Origin of the sequence: Kitasatospora sp. NPDC001261, assembly GCF_042896795.1 — a bacterium.
GTDB lineage: Bacteria > Actinomycetota > Actinomycetes > Streptomycetales > Streptomycetaceae > Kitasatospora.
In genome coordinates this window covers 12,097-29,050 of sequence record NZ_JBIAXP010000053.1, presented here as the reverse complement: position 1 = coordinate 29,050, position 16,954 = coordinate 12,097, and the positions used below count along the sequence as shown (strand labels likewise).

At 71.2% G+C, this 16,954-nt stretch carries 23 protein-coding genes; 12 read left to right on the top strand and 11 right to left on the bottom strand.

The genetic code is table 11. The features are described from left to right. Together ACFY4B_RS41895 and ACFY4B_RS41890 are read left to right on the top strand one after the other, a co-directional pair. A partial coding sequence (locus tag ACFY4B_RS41895; RefSeq protein ID WP_387976937.1) for a DUF317 domain-containing protein occupies nt 1-929 on the top strand: 929 nt, incomplete at its 5' end. Between the two features lie 24 nt (nt 930-953). After that, a complete protein-coding gene (locus tag ACFY4B_RS41890) occupies nt 954-1,439 on the top strand; it encodes a hypothetical protein (RefSeq protein ID WP_387976934.1) in 486 nt (161 codons plus the stop codon). Nucleotides 1,440-1,446: 7 nt separating this feature from the next. On the opposite strand, the gene ACFY4B_RS41885 is transcribed toward ACFY4B_RS41890, so the two are convergent. Beyond that, entirely contained in the window at nt 1,447-1,686 is a 240-nt protein-coding gene (locus tag ACFY4B_RS41885) for a hypothetical protein (protein ID WP_387976931.1), read from the bottom strand. A gap of 218 nt (nt 1,687-1,904) precedes the next feature. Here ACFY4B_RS41885 and ACFY4B_RS41880 point away from each other — a divergent pair, with 218 nt between their 5' ends. The 6 genes from ACFY4B_RS41880 to ACFY4B_RS41855 all read left to right on the top strand — a co-directional run bounded on the left by ACFY4B_RS41880 (nt 1,905) and on the right by ACFY4B_RS41855 (nt 4,141). Then, a complete protein-coding gene (locus ACFY4B_RS41880; protein WP_387976928.1) occupies nt 1,905-2,282 on the top strand; it encodes a DUF317 domain-containing protein in 378 nt (125 codons plus the stop codon). After that, on the top strand, nt 2,279-2,623 hold the full coding sequence (locus ACFY4B_RS41875) for a hypothetical protein (protein WP_387976925.1): 345 nt from the start codon (nt 2,279-2,281) through the stop codon (nt 2,621-2,623). The genes ACFY4B_RS41880 and ACFY4B_RS41875 overlap by 4 nt, the downstream gene beginning before the upstream one ends. A gap of 163 nt (nt 2,624-2,786) precedes the next feature. Continuing rightward, entirely contained in the window at nt 2,787-3,020 is a 234-nt protein-coding gene (locus tag ACFY4B_RS41870) for a hypothetical protein (protein WP_387976923.1), read from the top strand. Between the two features lie 56 nt (nt 3,021-3,076). Then, complete coding sequence (locus tag ACFY4B_RS41865; RefSeq protein WP_387976920.1) at nt 3,077-3,457, top strand: hypothetical protein; 381 nt, start codon at nt 3,077-3,079, stop codon at nt 3,455-3,457. A 53-nt stretch (nt 3,458-3,510) separates the two neighbouring features. After that, a complete protein-coding gene (locus ACFY4B_RS41860; RefSeq protein WP_387976917.1) occupies nt 3,511-3,723 on the top strand; it encodes a hypothetical protein in 213 nt (70 codons plus the stop codon). A 274-nt stretch (nt 3,724-3,997) separates the two neighbouring features. Then, nucleotides 3,998-4,141 carry a hypothetical protein gene (locus ACFY4B_RS41855; RefSeq protein ID WP_387976914.1) on the top strand — a complete coding sequence of 48 codons (144 nt, stop codon included), beginning with the start codon at nt 3,998-4,000 and terminating at the stop codon, nt 4,139-4,141. A gap of 306 nt (nt 4,142-4,447) precedes the next feature. On the opposite strand, the gene ACFY4B_RS41850 is transcribed toward ACFY4B_RS41855, so the two are convergent. Continuing rightward, nucleotides 4,448-4,606 (bottom strand): DUF255 domain-containing protein, encoded by a 159-nt coding sequence (locus tag ACFY4B_RS41850; protein WP_387976911.1) that lies wholly within the window; start codon nt 4,604-4,606, stop codon nt 4,448-4,450. 201 nt (nt 4,607-4,807) lie between these two features. On the opposite strand from ACFY4B_RS41850, the gene ACFY4B_RS41845 reads away from it, so the two are divergent. The 4 genes from ACFY4B_RS41845 to ACFY4B_RS41830 are packed head-to-tail and all read left to right on the top strand — an operon-like array spanning nt 4,808 to nt 9,254. Continuing rightward, a complete protein-coding gene (locus ACFY4B_RS41845; protein ID WP_387976908.1) occupies nt 4,808-5,551 on the top strand; it encodes an NUDIX domain-containing protein in 744 nt (247 codons plus the stop codon). Further along, nucleotides 5,552-6,715: a purine phosphorylase gene (locus tag ACFY4B_RS41840; protein ID WP_387976905.1), complete on the top strand. Its 1,164-nt coding sequence runs from the start codon at nt 5,552-5,554 to the stop codon at nt 6,713-6,715. It begins immediately after the preceding gene. Continuing rightward, a complete protein-coding gene (locus ACFY4B_RS41835; protein ID WP_387976902.1) occupies nt 6,712-8,694 on the top strand; it encodes a hypothetical protein in 1,983 nt (660 codons plus the stop codon). The genes ACFY4B_RS41840 and ACFY4B_RS41835 overlap by 4 nt, the downstream gene beginning before the upstream one ends. Nucleotides 8,695-8,720: 26 nt before the next feature. Further along, nucleotides 8,721-9,254, top strand: coding sequence for a hypothetical protein (locus ACFY4B_RS41830; RefSeq protein ID WP_387976899.1), 534 nt, complete (start codon nt 8,721-8,723; stop codon nt 9,252-9,254). A gap of 496 nt (nt 9,255-9,750) precedes the next feature. Here ACFY4B_RS41830 and ACFY4B_RS41825 read toward each other — a convergent pair whose 3' ends face one another. The 9 genes from ACFY4B_RS41825 to ACFY4B_RS41785 form a co-directional block, all read right to left on the bottom strand. Beyond that, nucleotides 9,751-10,143 carry a hypothetical protein gene (locus ACFY4B_RS41825; RefSeq protein ID WP_387976896.1) on the bottom strand — a complete coding sequence of 131 codons (393 nt, stop codon included), beginning with the start codon at nt 10,141-10,143 and terminating at the stop codon, nt 9,751-9,753. Between the two features lie 106 nt (nt 10,144-10,249). Continuing rightward, complete coding sequence (locus ACFY4B_RS41820; protein ID WP_387976893.1) at nt 10,250-11,980, bottom strand: relaxase/mobilization nuclease domain-containing protein; 1,731 nt, start codon at nt 11,978-11,980, stop codon at nt 10,250-10,252. After that, nucleotides 11,977-12,402: a MobC family plasmid mobilization relaxosome protein gene (locus ACFY4B_RS41815; protein ID WP_387976890.1), complete on the bottom strand. Its 426-nt coding sequence runs from the start codon at nt 12,400-12,402 to the stop codon at nt 11,977-11,979. The genes ACFY4B_RS41820 and ACFY4B_RS41815 overlap by 4 nt, the downstream gene beginning before the upstream one ends. Before the next feature lie 179 nt (nt 12,403-12,581). Next, nucleotides 12,582-12,869: a hypothetical protein gene (locus ACFY4B_RS41810; protein WP_387976888.1), complete on the bottom strand. Its 288-nt coding sequence runs from the start codon at nt 12,867-12,869 to the stop codon at nt 12,582-12,584. Between the two features lie 19 nt (nt 12,870-12,888). Continuing rightward, nucleotides 12,889-13,899, bottom strand: a complete 1,011-nt coding sequence (locus tag ACFY4B_RS41805) for a DUF2637 domain-containing protein (protein ID WP_387976885.1) — start codon at nt 13,897-13,899, stop codon at nt 12,889-12,891. Beyond that, nucleotides 13,896-14,468, bottom strand: coding sequence for a WhiB family transcriptional regulator (locus tag ACFY4B_RS41800; RefSeq protein ID WP_387976882.1), 573 nt, complete (start codon nt 14,466-14,468; stop codon nt 13,896-13,898). The genes ACFY4B_RS41805 and ACFY4B_RS41800 overlap by 4 nt, the downstream gene beginning before the upstream one ends. A gap of 109 nt (nt 14,469-14,577) precedes the next feature. Further along, nucleotides 14,578-15,279: an ATP-binding protein gene (locus ACFY4B_RS41795; protein WP_387976879.1), complete on the bottom strand. Its 702-nt coding sequence runs from the start codon at nt 15,277-15,279 to the stop codon at nt 14,578-14,580. After that, nucleotides 15,279-16,328, bottom strand: a complete 1,050-nt coding sequence (locus ACFY4B_RS41790; protein ID WP_387976876.1) for a hypothetical protein — start codon at nt 16,326-16,328, stop codon at nt 15,279-15,281. The genes ACFY4B_RS41795 and ACFY4B_RS41790 overlap by 1 nt, the downstream gene beginning before the upstream one ends. A 1-nt stretch (nt 16,329) precedes the next feature. Beyond that, entirely contained in the window at nt 16,330-16,653 is a 324-nt protein-coding gene (locus tag ACFY4B_RS41785; protein WP_387976873.1) for a transcriptional regulator, read from the bottom strand. Nucleotides 16,654-16,954: the final 301 nt, after the last annotated feature.

Below are 16,954 nucleotides of genomic sequence, written 5' to 3'. Positions count from 1 at the left end.
CGACATCTCGAAGCATGGGGAACGGCCGCGTCGCATGCTCCCCGATCCCGGAGATCTCAGCAGGTCGAGTGACCCGCGAGGTTAAACAACAAGCTGAGAAACCCCGCGAGTACCGGATCACCCCCCGCTACCTCGCCAACGGGGATGCCAACGGCTCCCCGGCCATTCAGCGCCTCCTGGATGCCGGCTGGGCCCTCAGCAGGGACGAGCTTGCGAACACCTTCGTCACCGCGCCGGACCTGCGGGCCCGCCTGGCCTTCCTGCCCGAGGGCGAGGACTCGACGCTGTGGAAAATCAGCGCGGGGCCGGACGCCTTCGCCCCGCCGCAATGGCTGGTCACCTTCGACAACCGCACCCCGCCCGAGGTCGTCGAGGACTTCACCGCCGCGCTCGCCGCCGCCTACGCACAGGGCCCCGAGGCCTACCTGGGCGACGGCGGCCGAACCTCCGGAGCCGACACCACCCTCCGGCTCCTGGCCGACGGCTGGCGCCTGGACCCCGCCACCCCGTTCCTGAGCTACCAGTCGCCCGACCGCCTCATCCAGTTCCACCAGCGGGACGACCCGCTGCGGCACGAAGCCGAGATGGCCGGCGACACCGAGCGCTGGCTGTTCGAGGTCGGCCCGCCCCGAGGCGTCTGGTACGCCACCGCCTCCTCGCGCCTGCCCGAGCACCTGCTCCAGACCCTCACCACCGCCGTGACCGAACCCATCCCGGTCAATCGGTACATGCGGCGCGTCGATCTGGCGCACCTGCCAGCCGTCGCCACCGCGACGCCGACGGCGCCCAGCCCCCTTGAGGTGGCGCGCGTGCGGGCGGCCACCTCCCGCTCGCTCTCCGTCCCCCGCACCGCGCCGTCCGCGCTCGCCTACAGCACCACCACCCACCCTCCGGCACTCCCGGCCGCCTCGGCCGGACGCTCCCGTTGACCACCCGCACCCCGGAGGAACCCCGTGCCCGACGTCACCGCCCTGGAGCACGCCGACGCGATGATCGAGAAGGCCTGGGGCCGGCCGATCGCCGACCTGGAGAAGGCCGCGGTCCGCCGCCCCGTCGAGGACCCCCTGCTGCGCGCGGCCATGCACAGCCGCGGCTACCTCACTGTGGTCTCCAACTCCATTGCCGTGCACCAAGAACGGCTGCACGCCCTAACTCATCCTGGCCACATCCCCACCTTCTACGACCTCGACCGGATCACGGAATCGGCGAGTGCCCTGCGGACCGCCCACGCCGAGACCAGCACCGCCCTGCGGGCGATCTGCCATGTCGTCGATGCCCGCGAACTCGCCCTGCAGGACCAGAACGGTCCCGGCGCCGAGCGTGTGAAGGCCGCCACCGCGCGCAGCACGCACGCTCCCCGTCCGGTGAGTCTTCCTGTGGAACGGCCCGCCCCGCCGACCGCAGCCGCTTCAGCTGCCTCGGCCGCGAACCGGCGGTAGCGGACGGTCAGTTCACGTCCCGGTCGTGGTGGGCGCCCGGGTCGGCGGCGCCCACCACGCGGGCCAGCTCGTCCAGCGTCAGCTCCACACGCCGGCCGTCCGCCAGCCTGGCCTCGACCACCTCGGCCTGCGCCTGCTCGGCACGGCTCGCCGTGTTCACGGCCCACTGGCCGTCGGCGATCATGGCGATGTCGCCCCTCGTCCACGCCCGGCCCGCGCTGCGGATCTTGCGCTCCAGCGCCGCCATGTCACGACCTCTACTCGGCTCCAACGCCGCCCCCCTTCAGACCTGCGTACGGCCCCTCGCCGTAACCCCGTGTCAGCACCGAGCCCCGCCGATCCATTCCCGCCTCAGTTCGCCCACGGCAGACCGATCACCGCCGGAAACGACTACGAGCTTCGGTATATCGCATGTCAACGTACTCATGTCGCCGAAACCGCAGGTCAACAAAGGGATCCAGCCCCATGAACACGCCCGGCACCCTGCTGGCCGCCCCCGTCCGCCCCATTGCCGAGGAACGCAACTGGCTCTCCTCCGACCACTGTGCGGAGCCGGTCCTGTCCCTGCTCGGTGGACTCGGCTGGGCCACCGTGGACACCCCCGAGGCCAACGTGCACTGCACCAGCCCGGACGGGCGCGTCTACGTCGGCTGGCTACCCGAGGACCCCGGCGCCTGGCAGCGCGGCATCGTCTGGCGCGTACAGGTCCGACCCGACCACGCTGATGCCTGGACCCAGGAGTTCGGCCTCCGCACCCCCTCCGAGGCCGTCGCCGGATTCCTCGCCGCGCTCGTCGCCGGCCCGATCCACCGACCCAACATCCTTGAATGGAGCACCAATTGACCACACCCAGGCTCGACCACGCCATTGCCCACGGCACTCCCCGCAACCCACTCGGCCGCGCCGTGCAGGAGAGCAACATCGTCTGCAGCGACGGCTTCAGCCTCTCGGTACTCGCCCCTGACCCCGTCGACGCCTTCCTCTTGCCCGCCGAGACACTGGAGATCGGCTTCCCCACCCAGCGACCCGAACCGTGGAACGCCTGGCGCACCCACCTCGACGCGGGGTCCGAGGAGAACGACCCCACCGACTCCGTGTACCTGCACGTCCCCGTCGCCCTGGTCCGGGAGCTGATCGAGGCCCACGGCGGCGAAGCCCGGCTCCTTCCCCACCAGCGCTCCTGACCACCGGATTACCGCTTCGACGAAGGACGACACCCTGACGATCACCATCGACCTCACGCGCATCCCCGGCCCGGCCATCGCCGCGCTCGGCCTGGCCAACGCCTTCTCCGTCCCACCCGGGTCGGCCGCGTTCGTGCTCGGCCTCGCCCTCAGCTCAGGCGGCTTGCTGCTGGCCTTCGACGACATCCACGCGGACGGCCTGCGCCGGGACACGGTGATCGTCGCCCACCTCACCAAGAGGCCCGACGGCGCCCGCGTCGGCCAGATCGGCACCGCCCTCGGCCTACGCAACCGCGCGGTCGCCAGATCGCTCGACCGTCTGGCCACCGACGGCCTGGTGGTGCTCGACACCGAGGACGAACCGCTGGCCCTGCGGTCGTACCGCCTCGCCGACTGATCACCCGTGTCCCCGAAGGAGGCACCACGAGTACCCGCCACGTCGACTTCCACCCGGTGGTCGTCACCACCGCCACCGAGCATGGCGCGAGCCGCCGCATCCTCGCGAGCCCCCACCTGCGGATCGTCCGCGCCGACCAGGTCCGGCCCGGCGAGCTGATCGTCTCCGCCTTCCAACCCGCCGTGCCCGGCCGCCTTCCCCGGGCCAACTGCTTCGCCGCCGGCCCCTACCCGGCCAGCCCCGGGCCCTACCACCCGGTTTGCGGCTGCGGGGTCTGCGGCCTGCCGGAAGTCCAAGCCCCGAACGGCACCGTCGTCCTCACCACCGGCTACCCGTGGGACACCTGCGACCCGTGGCCCGCCGACGACCCCGTCCTCATCCGGCCTCGCCACCGCCTGCGCGCCCCCGCACCGATGCCCCGCCCCAACCTTCCGTGACCACCGCCGTCGCTGCGCCCGCTCACCACACCGCCCCTTCCTGGAGAACCGCCATGCCACAGCACCTCACCCTCGGCCACCTGCTCGCCCAACTCCAGCCCCTCGACCCGAACCTGCGGGTCCGCCTCGCCGTGAACCCCGACTGGCCCTTCGCCCACTACGTCGGCACGGACGTCGTCGTCCAGAACGGCATCGCCTACATCAGCGAGGACGGCCAGGAGGACTACCTCCCGTCTGACGTCCGCGACCAGCTCGCCTGGGCCTGACCCAAGCCGCCGACCGAAGGAGAGCCCTATCCCCACCGGCTACCATGCCCGCCTTCCCCGCCCGCTCGACCGCTTCGCCCTTCACCCCATGCCACCGTGGGCAAGCTGAGCACTCGTCCACAGCGTCCCCGCCCACACCGGCCACCCGATCAAGGTCCTCTGGATCCCGCACACCGCGCCCCAACTCCCCTTCGGCCGCATCCTCCTGCGCTGGGAACCCGCCCCCGAGGCCGGCTGGGACGTCACCGCCCGCCTCGGCCTCGCCACCACCGTGGTGCCCCTCGCCACCTGGCCCGCCGCCGGAGACGACTGGCCCCGCCTCGTCCGCCCCACCCTGCTCGAGGTCACCGGCCTGTGCTCCGCCCTCACCGTGGCAACCGCCGCACTCGAACTCGCCAACCGGCTCGTCGACTCCTGACCACCACCAACCAAGGCCGCCCCTGCGCCGATCCCGCAGGGGCGGCCTCGCCATACACCCACCCGCCCGCCGCTACGTACGCCCTTCACGGGAACAGCGAGGAAGGGACACCATCGTCGCCGCCGACCAGCCGCCCCAGGCCCCGTACCAGGTCCTGCTGCAGCTGCGCTGCATGCGAGCAGACGTTGGCGCGGCCCGACCTCGACCCGCGCGGTCGAGCCCCTGCCCATCTCCGCAAACCCGGGCTTGCGGGAAGCCTTCGACGGGTCCTCTGAGTGAGAGGTCTGGACGGGAACCCATTCGGCACTACCTGTGCGCCATCGCCTGGCACCAGTGACAGGCCGCGTACGCGACGCTCAGCAGCACCGGCGCCCCAGCCGCTCGGCCGCCACGGAGCCATCCGGATTTCAGGGCCAGCAATCGACGGGGTTGTCGGCGTACTGCAGCAGGTTCGGGAGGTGACATCGGCCGGGCGGTTCACCCTGTGGGCAGTGTCGCAGCACCGGCCGCAGGAGCCACGGAACCGGAACCGACTGGTGGGGTCGGTGCCAGCCGGTCGATCCGCGCGGTCCCGCCGCACGCACCGCGGCTACAAGGTCGAGCGGTGGAGCGTCCCCACACTCCCCTTATTGTGCAAGTGACAGTAACTGAAGTACCTTGTAGAACATGCAAGATGACGTGTGGTCACCACCTGCTGTGCTGCTGACGGTCGATCTCGTGATCCTGACGCTGCGGGAGAGTCGCCTGCACGTCCTCCTGGTGGAGCGAGGCGGAGATCCCTTCCGTGGCATGCTCGCCCTGCCCGGAGGATTCCTGAACCACGATGGTGAGGAGATCCTGGATGCCGCCCACCGCGAGCTGAGCGAGGAAACGGCCCTGGCCGCCGACTCCGTGCACCTTGAACAGCTGGCCGTGTACGGGGGCTCGGGCCGCGATCCGCGGGGCCGCGTCGTCTCCGTGGCCCACCTGGCGATCGCACCGGGGCTGCCCGACCCGGTCGCGGGAACGGATGCCACCGACGCCGCGTGGGTTCCCGCAGAAGCCGTCCTGTCCGGCGAGGTGGAGCTCGCCTTCGATCACCGTCGCATCACCACGGACGGGATCGAACACGCGCGCACCAAGCTCGAGTTCTCGGCGCTGGCCACCGCGTTCTGCAGGGAGAACTTCACCATCGCAGAGCTGCAGCAAGTGTACGAGGCCGTCTGGGGCACCGAGCTCGACACCCGCAACTTCTACCGGAAGGTCCAAGCCGCGAAGGGGTTCATCGTCCCTGCCGGCACTGATCGCAGAACCACGGGAGGACGGCCCGCACGGCTGTACCGGGCCGGCCCGAAGACCGTGCTGTTCCCACCGCTGATACGGCCCGCGCCATCCGCGACGGAAGAGCACACGAGAGGGGAAGAGGAATAGATGTCGAATGGCCCGGTGGTGATTCTCACTGCCCTCAATCTTGAGTACCAGGCTGTACGCCAGAGGCTGGCGGGTCCGCAGGTGCATCGCCATGAGCGTGGCACCCGGTTCGAGGTGGGAAGCGTGCAGGGCACGTCGTGCCGTGTCGCGCTCGGCCTGACGAGCAAGGGGAACCACTCCGCCGCAGTGATCGCCGAACGCGCGATCCAGGAGTTCTCGCCGGTGGCCGTGCTGTTCGTCGGGGTCGCCGGCGCCCTGTGGGACACCACCAGGCTGGGCGACGTGGTGATGGCGTCGCACGTGTACGCCTACCACGGCGGGACCAGCGAGGACGACGGGCTCAAGGCCCGCCCCCGGGTGTGGGAAGCACCGCACGGCATCAGCCAGCTCGCCTCGCACCTGGCCCGCTTGAACGACTGGGCGGGCCCCGAGGCCGGTCACGAGGACGCACCGCAGGTCCGCTTCGGGGCGGTCGCCGCCGGCGAGGTCGTCCAGAACTCGAGGATCTCGGCCGAGGCCAAGTGGATCCGGCAGCACTACAACGACGCACTCGCCATCGAGATGGAGGCGGCCGGTGTGGCACAGGCCGGCCATCTCAGCGGGGCACCGGTGGCCATCATCCGGGGGATCAGTGACCGGGCGGACGGCACGAAGAACAGTGCGGAGGACCGCAACTGGCAGCCGCGGGCCGCGGCGAACGCGGCGGCTTTCGCCACCCGGCTGGCGGTGGAACTGGTAGGGGAACTGGAGGAGAACGCGATGCCCCGGGACGACAGGGTTCGTTCGGCCGACAGGCTCGGCCGACATGTCAGCAACACCGCCCACAACAGCACCGTCGGCATCATGGCCGGCTCGGTCACGGGCAGCAGCGTCCACATGGACACGGCCCCGAAGGCGTCCGGACCGACGGACCTGGTCGCGGAACTGAGCAGCTTCCGTGAGCAGTTGGGGCGCCACCGCATCGAGGGCGCACTCGACGAGGACACCTACCGGGAGGCCCTGGCCGATCTGGACTCCGCCCTCCGGTCGGCTGGGGGAAACATCCCCGAATCGTCGAAGCGGACGGCCATGACACTCAAGCGGCTGCGCGGGCTGATGGCGGAGTGCCCGGCGCTGGTGGCCCGGCTGGCCCCTCTGGTCGCCGCGGCCGGTGACCTGTCATGAACCACGGCAACGACGCCGCGTACAGCTCGGCCGCGTACGACTCCACGGTCGGAATCCAGGCCGAGACCGTGCACAACTCCAACGTCTACTTCGTCCATCCGGACGCCTCACCGCAGGAGAAGTACCGGCTGGGCGTGCGGTTCCTGGAGGACGGCGTCCTCAGCCGCGCCCGCGAAATGATCACCGATGCGATGGCCCACGGGTACGACGGCGCGGAGGTGCGTTTCCACTGGGTGCTCGCGGTACTCAGCGGACGCACCTACCAGGACCTCACCGCTGAAGATGTCCACCGGCTGCACTACACCTCCGGGCTCGTACGGATCTACGCCGAGGGCGAGTGGAAGGAAGCCCTGCGTGTCACTCTCGACCTGCTGGCAGTGCTCAGCACCGCGAGCGGCGAGACCGGAACCGTGCTGAAGCAGTTGCATGACCTGCCGCTCCGCCAACGCGAGGCGATCCTCCGCCACCTCGACCTCATGCTCACCGGAGGGCTGAAGGACGACCTGTGGGCGGAGACCTGCGAACGGGCCGGGGCGGAACGCTACGGCAACGACCGGGTCCGGCGGGTCTGGGCCTACTTCGCGCCCGCCCCCATCGGGGCGCGGGCCGTTCCGCCCCGCCCGAGCACTGCGGCCGCCGCCCGGGCGGCCCTCCCGGTGCGGGCCTCCCTGTTCGCCTTCAGCAGCGCGCTCCTCTGGGCCCTGGCACTGATCGCGGATCCGGCCTGGGCTGCCGCCGAGTTGCTGGTGGCGCTCGGCGCAGGCCTGACCGCGGCCCGCTGCGGCCTCCGGTGGTGGGGGCGGGAACTCCGGTCGGACCTCACGGCCGGGGCCCGCGTCCCCCACCCGCGAGATCCCGCACCCACCGAAGGCAGATTCACCAACAGCGTCCGCCATTCGTTCGATCATTACTTCAGCGTTCGCACGCCCTACGGGTTCACCCCGGACGCCTGGCTCGCCCACACCGTTCAGATCCGCGGCAGCCTCGCCGCCGAGATCGCGGACCTCTACCGGGAGAGCCGGATCAGTGTGGAGCGGGTCGCCTGGTTGATCCGCTACCTCGCCGAGGACGCCCGGAACCGCCACAACAACGGCACCCTGTTCGATCGTCACCGCCAGGACCCGACTCCGGCCGGGACGAAGGCCCTGACCGTGGTGGCCCTCGCCGTTCTCGGCGCCGCGGCTCTGGCCGCATCCGGCACGGCGATCTCGGGTGCCGCCTCGCCGCGACCGCTGTGGGCGTTCCTGGCCGTGCTCGGTGCGGCCTGGTCCGGGCATGCGGCAGCTTTCCGGTGGCTGGAGATCCGACGTGAAGAGCACCGACTGGCCCGGGAGACCCAGGAGTACCACGAGCAGCTGACCGCACGACAGATCGCCCACCAGCGCTGGAAGGAATTCCTGGACGTCATGCGCCCTACCGAGCTGGAAATGGAGACCTGGCTCACCTGCGACAAGACGTCGTTCGTCGATGAGGCGCTCCGGTACCACCGGCTCACCTGGCGTGACCTGATCACCCACACGATCCTGGTGGCCCCGGCTCCTTCCTGCAAACGGGGCCGGGTCCGGGGCGGCTCCTGGCGGTACTCGCGCTACGTCTTCCGTCTGTTCCTGTTCACCCAGGACGGCGTCCGCGAGGTCAGCTCCGAGTTCAAATTCTCCGACGCGACGCGCAAGAACGAGCAGCGGAGCAACTACCGGTTCGATGCGCTGTCCTCCGTGCAGGTGACGGAGAACGCCGACATCGGCTACGACCTGGAGCTCGTCCTCACCAACGGTCCGACCAGGAAGATCCGCGTCAAGGACACCGACGCCCATCAACTGGCGCCGGACGAGAACGCTCAGGAGATCTCCGAGATCAACCTCAGCGCGGCCGGCTCCACCCACGCCTTCCGCATCCTGGAGGGGGTAGCGGCGGACGGGAAGGGCTGGATCGAACGGCACGGCCACGACAACCTGACGCCCTTCCAAATCGTCGGCTGATCCCCAACTCGATCTTGGGAGTTCCCGTGACCTCCACAGACGATGTCACCGAGAGCAAGATCCTGCTGGCCGAGTACGACTGCCTCAAGGAGGAGCAGAAGACCCGTATCGGGTTCCGCGACAACCTGCTCTACTTCACGCTCGCCGCAGCCACCGCAGTCGTGGCGGTCACCGTCCAGAGCGGACAGTCCCGGCTGCTGCTCTTCGTCCCCGCGATCTGCCTGATCCTGGGCTGGACCTACCTGGTCAACGACGAGAAGATCTCGGCGATCGGCTGCTACGTCCGCGACCGACTGGGACCGCGCCTGGGGGAACTCGCCTCCGCCCACAGCACGGTGTTCGACTGGGAGGTCTACCACCGCAACGTCGCGGGCCGCACCGTGCGCAAACGGCTTCAGACCGCAGTGGACCTGTTCACCTACCTGGTCCTGCCCATGGTCTGCACGACCGCGTTCTGGCGCTCTCACACCGCCCAGCCCCTGCTCGTGCTCGCTTCTCTCGTGCAGACGCTCGCCCTGGCCGTACTGGGCTGGCAGTTCCTGCGTCGTAAGGAGCAGTAGTACCAGCCCCGCCGGACCCGCTCCACACACGTACGGTGCCTCCGGTGCGTGGAAGCGCGGGCAGGGCTCCGCTCTATGGTCAGCAGGCGTCCGGCTAGGGTCGGGAGAATTCGTCCAGGTCGAGGGTGCAGGTGCGTCCGTCGGCCAGCTCGATGGGCAGCTTGCCCGAGCAACGTGCCCCACTCGCGCGGGTACCGCCAGAGGCCACGGTGGCCGCCTCCTGCCCTGGTTCAGCAGTACCGGCCGCCGGAGACGAACCACCTCCCAGCAGGCACCGAGAGAGTGTCACGTGCTGCTCCGGCACCCCCTCGGGCGAGGCGGCCAGCTTGTCTTCAACCCGGCCTCTGCCCCCTGTCCCAGCCGCTGACCACGTGCATAGGTAGCGCTACTCTCCGCTCCCCGGTCCTACCGTTTTCGAGTCGGCCGACTCGAAAACGGTAGACCAACGGCCTGTGCCGGTCATGCTGAATGTTGCATCCGATGCAACACCACTCGTTTACTCCAGGTAGAGCCCCGCGAAGAGCCCGTCGAACCCCAGGACGGCGCGGGCCTCGTCGAGGGTGCGGTAGTGCGTCCAGGACGGGTCGGCGGTCATCGCGTCGAAGTCCCGGCGGGTGATCTCCGGTTCCAGCCACTCCGTGCCGCAGCGGCAGCCGATCCAGACGTGGCGGCGGTGGTTGATCAGCAGCCAGTCCCGCCGCGCTCGGCAGGTGGGGCAGATGACGGGCATTCCGCGGAGCGCCAGTTCGGTGGGGCACTTCACGAGGCGCACCGCATCCGGGCCGCTCGGCGGTCGGCTGTCGTACTCCAACTGCAGAAGGGAGTCGGAGACGGCGGGGGTGGTGGTCGGGATCGGGGTGCTGGTTGCGCGGCCGTCGGTTCTGGTCACGGGCTCTCCGTTCGGTGTTCGGGTCTTGCGTAACACCTGGTGGGACCGGGTGTCGAGGGGGTTTGTGCCCGGCGGGCTGGGCCGGTTGTTCGCCGGGCCGGTGGGGTCAGCGGCGCGGGGTCGGACGGTGCGGGTCGGTCGCAGGTCGAGCCGGTGCCGGCAGGGCAGGGCGGCCCGGCTTCGCGCCGTTCCTGGTGGTTGCCGGGGCCTGGTGCGGGGGCTCGGGGCTCGCGGGAAGGTCAGCGATGCGGCGGATGCGCCAGACCAGGACGCCGTCACGGCTGTGGGCGGTGTCGAGTTCGCGCCAGGAGGCGGCTTCCTCCAGCAGGGCCTTCGGGTCGTGGCCAGCCCTCTCGGCTTCCGCCAGGACCGCGGCCAGGGCGTCGCGGCCCGGTGCCGACGGCCGCCGGTCGTCGCCGAGGACGGTGCGGATGGTGGTGTCGTGGCGTCGGCGTTCGGCTGCGGGAAGTATGCGGCCGGCCTCGCGCATCGTGCGTATCGGGCTGGCGGCGGCCTGCTGGTACGCGATGCGCAGGTGATCGGCGGCCTGGCGTGAGGAGGCAGCCTGCTGGGCGTGGCCGCGGGCGGAGTGCCAGCGGGCGGCGGCCAGGGTGACCAGGACGAGGGTGGACAGGACCATGGCGGTGGCGCCGCCGTCCTCTCCCCGGCCGAGCGCGCTGCCGGCCTGGACGATGCCGCGGGCGGCGGAGCGCAGGGCCCGGATGTCAGCGGTCTCGGCGCGGACATGGCTTCGGGTGGCGCGCTCGAAGGCGCGGGCGGCTTCTCGGAGTTCGGCGCGAGTGGCGGCCGGGGAGGTCTGGGCGAGGGCGTCGAGGAGTTCGCCGACACCGGTGAGGTGGGCGGCGGCTTCGTCGTCGTCCTGGTCGAGGACGGCGACGGTGCGCTCGGCGATGCCGGCGGCACTCCGGCGGCGGCGGGCGGGAGCGGAGCGGTCAGCGCGGGCCGGGCGGTCGTCCGACTGCGGGGTTCCGGTGGCGGGCGCGGCGTCGAGGCGGCGGCGGATTCGGGGCAGGGAGAGGTCAGGGGCGAGCTTGGACCCGGGGAACCAGATGGGCTCGCCGGTGCGGTTGCGGTCGCCGGGCAGGGCGACGCTGTAGCCGAGGACGTCGCCGGAGGGGGCGTGGCGCAGCTTCACTCGCAGGCCGGCTTCGCGCAGGCGGGTGAAGAACTCCTGCTCGTTGTCGGCTCCGGCGAGGGCTTGGCGGACGGCTTCGCGCAGGGTTTCGCGTGGGGGCTCGGTGCGGCCGGTGCGTTCGGCCTTGAAGTGCTCCTGGCTGGTGGGGTTCTTGGCGGCGGTACCGTCGCCTAGGTTGAGCCGGCGCAGGCCGTACTCCTTCTCGATGAGGCGGGCTTCGGCCTGGGCTTTGCGCTTGTCGTAGCTGAGGGCGGCCAGGCGGCCGTCCTGGCGGACGAGGGTGGCGGCGATGTGGATGTGGTCGGGTGCGTGGCGGACGGCGACCCAGCGGCAGGCGGTGGTGTCGCCTTCGGGGGCGATGCCGGTGGCGTGGACGATGCGCCGGGCGATGGTGGCCCACTCGGCGTCGTCGAGGTGCCGGTCACCGGGGGCGGTACGCAGTGAGCAGTGCCAGATCCTGGTGGCCGGTGCCTGCTTGCCGAGGGCTTTGACCGGGTGGTCGAGCTGGTTGGCGAGCTTGGCGACCTGGTGGCGCTCCGGGTTGGGGCCGGGGTCGGGGGCGAAGTTGTTCCAACTCGCTACGAGATGTTGGTCGGTGTGTTCTTCATGCTTGCCGGGGCCGAAGAGGTAGTCGATGAGGGGGAAGGCTCGGTCGGTTCCAGTACGGATCTTGGGGATCACCGGCGGATGAGCCAGTCGACGGCGTCGTCGAGAGCGTCGATGGACGCTTCGACGCGGGCCAGGAGATGCCGAAGCTCGGCGCCCGGCTGGCCGCCGGCGTTCACGTAGTGGGCCAGCTGGTTGAGGTTGTTGCCGACGGCGCCGAGCTGGCGGTTGGACTCCATGAGTTCCTGGATGCCGCGTCGGTAGTCGGCGACGGCGGCGCTGGGGTCGGTGCTGGCGGCGGCGGCCACGGCGGCGGCAGCGGTGTAGCCGCCGGGGGCGAGGTCGGCTCGGGCGGCGGCGTGCTGGAGGAGGGACCACTCGGGGTCGCTGAAGCGGGGGCAGATGCGGTTGGTGCGCGGCACACCCTGGCGAAGGCGTCGGCGCGGCGTGGCGCGTGCGGCGGTCGGCTGCTGCTCGTCCTCCCCCTTGGTCGGCACCCCTGGGCCGACTTCCCGGTCAGCGGCAGGCCCCCCTGGGTCTGTCGCCGACCGGGGTGCCTGCGCTCCGTTCGGGGCGCAGGCGGGGTAAGGACTCCTTACCCCACAACTTGCTCCGCCAGGAGCCGTGTTGGGGTCATGCTCCAGTCCCTGCGTGGTGCTGTCCTGGCCTCGCTCGGTCATCGGCCGGCCTCGGTTTCGCGCTGGCGGATGTCGAGGAGGAGGTCCTCGATGAAGTCGAGGGCGAGGACGGGGTGGTGGAGGGTCCAGGGGACAGGGTGCCGACCTCGCTGGACGCTGCGAGTGCCGTCGGGGCCGGTTTCGACGCGGTGGAGGTGGCCTCGCTGGTGCAGGACGGCGAGCCAGGAGTCCGCCTCGGCCCAGGTGGCGGGGGTGGTGCGCATGATGGGGTGCTCCCGTTCGGCGGTGGCGCGGGTGGTGACCGCCGGGGTGACCTCGTCGGTCACCCCGGCAGTCGGGTGTCGGTCAGTTCCGGCCGGCGGTGACTGGCTGACCGTGCTGTTCGCGCAGCTGGGCCATCAGGTGCGTCAGGGTCGCGCTGGACAGCGGTATCTGCTGACCTCGGATCGCCTCGGCGACCACCCGGCGGGTCAGCTTGTCCTCCTCCCTGACCGCCTGCCGGGCGATCTTCAGCAGGTCCTCGGTGTCCAGGTCGGGGCGTCGGCCACCGTCCCGGTCGGTGACCGACGCAACGGTGACCGGCTGACCGGTGGCCTCGGCGAGGCTGACCTGCGGGGCGGTGACCGGCAGCCGGTCGGCCGGTCGGTCAGTGACCGCCCGGGCGGTGTCCTGGTGACCGCTCAGGTCAGAGGGCTTGGTTAGGCTGACCGCGCTGACCGGGGTCAGCTGCGGCCTCGGGGTCGAGGCGGTGACCGGGCGACTGACCGGCTGACCGGGAGCGGGGTGGCCGCCGCTGTCCTGGCCGACGGTCAGCGCGGCCCGCTGCTCGGTCAGTGTGGCCTCCCCACTGGCGACCTGACCGGGGTCAGCCTCGACCCGCCGGTCGCCGAGACCGTCCCGGTCAGTGGGGCTGGCCGGTCCGCGGGCGATGAGGATGTAGAGGTGGACGGCGCCGGCCAGGGCGAGCGGGGCGATGGTGGACAGCACCGCGACCACCGTGTCGCCCAGCCGCAGCCCACCGGCTGCGGAGTGGAGATCGTTGAGCCGGACGGCGTGCAGGGCGTTGGCCCACAGGCTCGTCCCGGTGGCCGCGCCGAAGAGCGTCCAGACGTAGGCGCGGGCGCGCAGTGGTGCGGTGCGCAGGACGAGCAGGGCGCGGACGCCGTAGGCGATGAAGCCGTCGACGATGATCGGGAAGAGGTAGGTGAGGAGGCCCCTCACGTGGATGGCGATGGCCATCTGCTGCAGCGCGTCGTAGGAGAGCGCGCAGCCGGCGGCGCCAAGGGCGATGACGACGGCTCGGTCCCAGCCGGTGACGTGGGCCGCGGTCGGGGTGGTCGCGGTGGTGGTGCTCACGCAGCCGTCCCGAAGGCGTCGCGGACCAGTTGCTCGGTGCCGACGGCGCCGGTGACCGCCGAGGCCGTGCGGGCGGCCTCTTCAGCGATCTGCCGGTGGCGGATCACGCGGCGGGTTTCGCGGTAGAGCTTGAGGGCGTGCTCCGGGCTGATCTTGAGGAGCCAGGCGAGGCGTTCGACGGGTACGTCCTGGCGGTAGCCCGCGAGGACGACGGCGCGGCGCTCCGCCTTGGTGAGGTGGATGTCGCGTCCGGCGATGGTGTCGTTGACGCGGCTGTGGTCAAGGCGGTCGTTGATCTTGGCGTGCAGGGGCTCGCGTTCCTCCTCGGTGAGGCCGCCGCGGATGCCGTGGGTGTCGCCGGTTTCGAGGGCGGCGTCCAGGCAGGCCCGGGCGACGGGGCACTGGGCGCACAGGGCCTTGGCGGTGGCGATCCTGTCGGCGTCCTCCGGCCCAGGGAAGAAGGTCTCCGGGTCGACGGGGTTGTACTCGGTCGGGGTGCAGACGGCCTGGTCCTGCCAGGTGTGGTCGCCGAGGGCGCGGTGGCGGGCGGGACGGCTCGTGGTGGTCATGCGGGGTTGCTCCGATCGCTCTCCGCGCGAGGTCGGCGTCGGCGGGGAGGTGCGCTGGGTCGGTGAAGGTCGGGTGGCTCGCCGTGGGGCGGCCGGGCGCGGCGGCAGCTCAGGCGGCGCGCTGGAGGCGTCTGTGGTCGACCGGCTCGAAGGCGACCCGGGTGGTCATCTGGGCGAGCCGGGAGGTGACGCGGTCACCGAGGCAGGTGCGGAGGTCCTTGATCGGCAGGTTGGTGGTGATCAGGGTCGGGAGCAGGTTGTTGTAGCGGCGGTTGATCAGCCGGTAGGTCTGCTCCTCGACGAACTCCGAGCCCTTGGCGGCACCCAGGTCGTCAAGGATCAGCAGCGGCACCCGGCTGTAGGCCGCGAGCGTCCGCTCGGAGTCGGTTCCAGTGCTGGGGCGGAGTTCGGCGTAGAGGTCAGCGGCGGTGGTGGCGCGCCAGCGCACACCGATGCCGGCCTCAACCAGGCGGCGTACGGCGCCGTACGCCTCGTGGGTCTTTCCCGCGCCGACGACTCCGGCCATCAGCAGGCTGGGGCCGGTGGTGACCTGGCGGCGGGCGCCGAGGCTGGGGGCGACGGCCTGGGCGGCGACCTGCCGTACCCAGGCGAGGACCTGCGGGTTCGTGGCAACCGCGTCGCGGTAGCGCGGCGGCAGCCCTGCGGACAGGGCCTCCTCCGGCGAGTACGGCTCGTCCGGGAGGGCGTCGACCGCCTGCTGGTCGATGCCCCGGGCGGCGAGGATGCGGGCCATCCGGTCGAGCACCGAGGGGGCGTCGGCGAGGGTCTGCGGGTCGCGGCGGGTGCGCATCACAGCTCCTCGGCGTAGGCGGTGACGGCGTCGACCGGGTTGGTCCACGCCTGATGGGCGGGCACGTTAGGTCGGATTCCCGGCCGGGCCAAACCGGTGCCTCGTGAGTTCATGGCGTCGTTGACCAGGCTCGGCAGCCGGGACGGGTGGCCCTGGATCTCGGCGAACCGCCGCAGTCCGGCGCGGACGTGGTCGGCGGCGATGCCCTCGTCCAGCAGGGTCTTGACGACCTTGCCGAGGTGGCCGATCATGCTGCCCGGCGGACGCTCGGAGCAGGCGGCGACGTACTCGCCGATCAGCTGGCCGCCCGAGACCGTGTCCGCGTCGGGCGCCTGGCGCCCCGTAGGAAAAGAAGATCCAGGATCCAAGATCCTAGATCCAGGCGCCGAGGGCTCCGGGAGGTTTCGGCGAACCTTCGGGGAGGTTTCACCGAATGCCGTCTGACCTGCGGTTTTACGGGGGGCCGGGACCGGCTTGCGCTCGGCGTCGATCGCCGGGTCCGTCGCCCCGGCAGCGACGGGAGCCGTCGGCATCGCGGATGCCGGGAAGGGTTCGTTCGGCTGCGGCAGGGCTGCGGGAGGGTTCGCCGAGGTTTCGGCGAACCCCCGGGGAGCGGTCGCGGCGTCCTCGGCGGTCGTTCCCGGAGTGCTCGCGAGGGTGGCCCGCTGAATGCAGGGGCCCTTGCAGACGCCGCACCGCTCCGGCTCGCAGTGCGGGCACGCGGGCAGCCGGGAGAGACTCGGTTTGTCGATCTTCTGGTGCTTGCGCCAGGTCGGGTAGTGGAAGTACTTGCGGCCGTCGCAGCCGGTGTACCTGCAGATCGCGCCGACGGCGGCGAGTTGCTGGAGGTGCCCCTCGACGTCCGCACGGTTGATCTCGTCGCGCATCGGCCAGATGAGGCCGTAGACGATCGCCGCGTTGTCGCGGTGGCGGCCGTGGTCGTCGGCATGGTTGGTCATGCCGAGGAAGGTGACCATCGCCGGGATCGAGACCTCGGACAGCGTTTCGGAGACCCAGGTCTCCGGCTTGACGGACCGTATTCGCGCCACGTCAGCGCCCCCGGACCGGGCTGTCCGTGCGGACGGCGAGCTGCCCGTCAGCGAGGTCGAGGAGGTGCGGGCGCGTCCAGTCGGCGTCCGGGTGGGCCCGGACGATCCACCGCGCGACGACCCTTCGGGCGACGGGGCTCAGCCGGATCGGGCGGCCGGTGGCGTCGGTGGCGCGGGCGTAGGCGTGGGGCCACTGGGTCATCGGGTCGGTAATGCCGACGATGACCGCAGCAGCGCCCGGGATCATGTCCGCGAGCCTGGCGGCGAGGCGTGGGCGTGCGTCGGTGTCCGGGCAGGCCAGGGTTCCGCTGGGTACGGCGGGCATGCAATACTCCCTGCTTCGTAGGAGCGCGCGGCGGTCCTCGTGCGAAGAAGTCCCGCTGCGCGCGTGGTAGTGAATCGACACCCTTCGGGGCGTCGGGTCCGGCGTCCAGGAGTTGGTAGCTCCAGGACGCCGGTCTCATGTGGGGCCGCAGGGCTGGCGTTCAGCCGCCCGGCCTCCCCTGGCCGCCGGCTGACCGCGCGGCGGGAGCAGCACCATAGGGGCAACGCGGCCGACAGATCCATCCCGTTCTTCGGTACGCGGTCGAGGCTCCGGCAGAGCCTGCAACCAGGCGACATCCGCC